At 68.3% G+C, this 3,865-nt stretch carries 4 protein-coding genes; 3 read left to right on the forward strand and 1 reads right to left on the reverse strand.

Annotation, left to right across the window (positions count from 1 at the left end):
* A partial coding sequence (locus tag ELR45_RS15470; protein WP_205856650.1) for a sensor histidine kinase occupies positions 1 to 1,407 on the forward strand: 1,407 nt, incomplete at its 5' end.
* Here ELR45_RS15470 and ELR45_RS15475 read toward each other — a convergent pair.
* On the reverse strand, positions 1,404 to 2,102 hold the full coding sequence (locus tag ELR45_RS15475; RefSeq protein ID WP_276320685.1) for a response regulator transcription factor: 699 nt from the start codon (positions 2,100 to 2,102) through the stop codon (positions 1,404 to 1,406). The two genes, ELR45_RS15470 and ELR45_RS15475, sit on opposite strands and share 4 nt — an antisense overlap.
* Before the next feature lie 233 nt (positions 2,103 to 2,335).
* Between ELR45_RS15475 and ELR45_RS15480 the strand changes: the two genes are divergently transcribed.
* Positions 2,336 to 2,773, forward strand: a complete 438-nt coding sequence (locus ELR45_RS15480) for a pyridoxamine 5'-phosphate oxidase family protein (RefSeq protein ID WP_129667221.1) — start codon at positions 2,336 to 2,338, stop codon at positions 2,771 to 2,773.
* Positions 2,774 to 2,854: 81 nt separating this feature from the next.
* Positions 2,855 to 3,865, forward strand: a 1,011-nt coding sequence (locus ELR45_RS15485) for an ROK family protein (RefSeq protein WP_165367799.1), incomplete at its 3' end; no start/stop codon positions are given.

Genomic DNA, 3,865 nt, shown 5'->3' on the forward strand with positions numbered 1-3,865 from the left:
CCGCACGGCCGCGGCCTGCTGGGCATGCTGATCAAAGAGCCGCAGGCGCTACGCCTCACCGAGATATCCGAGCACCCGGAGTCCTACGGCTTTCCTCCCGGCCACCCGCCGATGCAGGGCTTTCTCGGCGTTCCGATTCGTGTCCGCGACGAGGTCTTCGGCAACCTGTATCTCACGGAGAAGCACGGTGGACGTGACTTCGACGAGCAGGACGAGATCATCGTCTCCGCGCTGGCCACGGCGGCGGGGATCGCCATCGACAACGCGCGGCTCTACGATGAGACGCGCCGTCGCGAGACTTGGCTGAACGCATCCGCGGAGGTCACCCAGGCATTGCTCTCAGGTACCGAGCTGGACGAGGCGTTCCAGCTGGTAGCGAGCAGAGCCAGAGAGATGGGCGGCGCCGACGTGGCGGTCGTCGCCGTGCCGGGCGGGGCGATGGACCTGATGACGGTGCTAGCGGTCGACGGCGAGCAAGCCGAGCGACTCGCCGACATCGAGTTCTCGGCAACGGGGACGCTGGCCGGCGCGGTTCTGGACGCTGGCGAGCCACGTGCGGTGAACGAGCTGCGCAAGGGTTCCCAGCCGTCGCCGCTTGTCGACCGTCTTCCCGCCGGCCCTGGCCTGATCGTCCCCTTGGGTACGCGGCAGCACGCCCGCGGCGTCCTCATCCTGGCCAAGCGTCGCGGCGGTGCGCCCTTCTATCCGGCCACGCTGCAGATGCTGAGCGCATTCGCCGACCAGGCGGCCGTTGTCCTGGAGCTCGCGGACGCGCGCAAAGAGGCAGAGCGGCACGGCTTGGTAGACGACCGCGAGCGGATCGCACGAGACTTGCACGACGTCGTGGTCCAGCGGTTGTTCGCCAGTGCCATGACCCTGACCGCCGCGGTCAGGTTGATCGACAGGCCGGAGGTGGCCGAGCGCGTGCAGCGCACCGTGGACGACCTCGACACAACCATCCGGCAGATCCGCTCGACGATCTTCGCGCTGCAGCCGACGCGGGACGCCTCGGCGTCGACGCTGCGGAGCAGGGTGGTGGCGATCGTGGAGTCCGCCACCGAACAACTCGGCTTCGCGCCCGCGCTGCAGATGGAGGGCCTGCTCGACACCACGGTGACGGATGATGTAGGTGAGGACCTGACTGCCGTTCTCCAGGAGTCGTTGTCCAACATCGCTCGCCATGCTCAGGCGTCCCGAGCCAATGTCGACCTGGCGGTGTCCGACGGCACACTGCGGCTGCGCGTCAGCGACAACGGCGTTGGTATTCCGGAACGGGTCCGGCGTAGCGGCCTGGCCAACCTCGCCGAGCGAGCCGAGCGTCGTGATGGCTCCTTCGACGTCGTCTCGGATACGAACGGTGGGACCGTGCTGCAGTGGCAGGTTCCCGTCACCTCAACAGGCCCCTAGTAGCGGCGTTCGCTCTTCGACTCGGCCTTCAGCTGGGCGGCGAGCGCGGCAGCCTGGGTGCGGCGGCTCATGTCGAGCTTGGCGAGCAAGTTGGACACGTAGTTCTTCACGGTCTTCTCCGCCAGGAACATCCGCTCCCCGATCTGACGGTTGGTCAACCCTTCGCCGATCAGGTCGAGGATCTTCCGTTCCTGTTCGGAGAGGACGGCGAGCGGGTCGGGACGGTCGGCCTTGTGGCGCAGACGATCCAGCATGCGAGCGGTGCTTTCCGGATCGAGCAGAGACTTTCCCTCCGCCAGCGCACGTACCGCGCCCACGAGGTCGGTGCCGTGGATCTGTTTGAGCACGTATCCGGACGCTCCCGCCATCACCGCATCGAACAGCGCATCGTCGTCGGCGAACGAGGTGAGCATCAAGCAGTGCAGCTCCGGTACCCGGGAGCGCACCTCGCGGCAGACCGTGACACCGTCGCCGTCAGGTAGCCGTACGTCGAGAATGGCGACGTCCGGGCGCAGCGCGGGGATCCGGGCGATGGCCTGATCCGCGGTACCTGCCTCACCGATCACCTGAATATCCGGCTCGCTCTCCAAGACGGCCGCGACTCCCCGGCGCACCACCTCGTGGTCATCGAGGAGGAACACCTTGACGACGCGGTCGGGAATCGAACGTCCCTGGTCAGTCTTGTTGTCGGTCACAGTGTCGACCGTACCTCCGCTTGGCCTGCTGCGGACAGGCCGAAGGTCCTTGGTTGAGGGCCGACCTACCCGGCCTGTGCGTCGTCGCCTCTGCGTCGTCGTCATCGTGTGCGCTGCACGCCATCGACCTGGTCGTCCGCGTCGTGTTCGGAGGGGGAACGTGGGACATGGGCCGCTCAGGGGGTGACTTTCGGCTCTGCTGCAGAGCACCGTTCCGGGTGGATGCTGGATCCATGGGTGCGGAACCGCGTGTGGACGTCGACTCGGCCGGGCTGGAGGTGCTCAGCCGGGAGCAGTGCTTCGAGCTGCTGGAGAGTGTGCCGATCGGTCGGATCGTGTTCACCGAGGGTGCGTTGCCCGCGATTCAGCCGGTGAACTTCCTCTTGGACTCCGGCAACGTCGTGATCCGCATCGGCCCTGGCTCCAAACTCGCGGCCGCGGCACGGTCGGCGGTGGTCGCGTTCGAGGCGGACAGCTATGACGCGGAGGCGTTGACCGGCTGGTCGGTGGTCCTTATCGGCCGTGCGGAGGCCGTCGGCCGGGAAGAGCACGAGCGCATCGCCGGGCTGCGGCTGACCCCGTGGGCGTTGGGGGCCAAGCCGCACTACATCCGGATCACGCCGGAGATCGTCCGGGGCCGCCGGATCAATGGCCAGGTTCCAGCGGTCTAAGTCGCGTCCCGGCCGGCGTTCGACGGCGCGCCCCATCTTGACGCCGAGCGACTCCGCGGACTAGGTTCGACATAATTTGTTGTGAGCATATCGAAAACGGTGTGGCCGGTGCGGATCGAACAGGGCTCCACGCACGAAGCAGTGCGGCGGCACAACCTCAGCGTCGTGCTGCGCCAGCTGCATCTGGGTGGGCCGCTCTCCCGCTCCGAGCTGGCTGCCAGGACCGATCTGAACCGCAGCACCATCAAGGCGCTGGTGGACCGACTCGCCGCTCTCGGCCTGGTGGTCGAGGGGGAAGCGGATCTGCGGGGAACCCGTGGCCGGCCGTCGCCGATCGTGGGTGTGCGCACCGATCGGCTGGTCACGCTGGCCGTTGAGATCGCCGTCGACTCGGTCACGGTGGCCACCGTCGGACCGGGCGGCCTTATCCACGAACAGCGACGCGTCGATCGGATATGGCGCGCCGCAACGCCGGCTGGGCAGCACGAGCCGGCCGAGGCCACAGACATCGGAGATCGGAGCCCGGAACCCGGCGGTCCCGAGGATCTGGTACGCGTCGTCCGGGAGCTGGCCGTTGAACTCGTGCGGCCATCACAGCTGATCATCGGCGTCGGAGTGGCGATCGTGGGTATCGTCCGGCGCGACGACGGGTTCGTGCACATCGCGCCCAACCTCGGCTGGACGGACGTGCCCCTGGGGCAGATCGTCGCCCGAGAGCTCGGGGGAGGCACCCAACACCCGGTGATCGGCTCCGACGTGCCGGTCGTAGTCGCGAACGAGGCGGATCTCGGCGTGCTCGCCGAGCACGCACGGGGCGCAGCACAGGGCTTCGACGACGTCGTCTATCTCTCGGGTGAGGTGGGTATCGGCGGCGGCGTCGTCGTGGGCGGGCGACGTCTGACCGGGTCGAGTGGATACGCCGGGGAGATCGGGCACCTGCCGGTGAACCCCGACGGGCGCGCGTGCGGGTGCGGGGGACGCGGATGCTGGGAGACCGAGGCCGGGAAACGCGCGTTCCTCCGGCTGGCCGGCGTGCCGGAACCCGTGACCGCGGCAGACCCCGTCGCCGACGTGGTCGCCGCCGCGAAGGCG

Origin of the sequence: Phytoactinopolyspora endophytica, assembly GCF_004138495.1 — a bacterium.
In the GTDB taxonomy this organism is placed as follows: domain Bacteria; phylum Actinomycetota; class Actinomycetes; order Jiangellales; family Jiangellaceae; genus Phytoactinopolyspora; species Phytoactinopolyspora endophytica.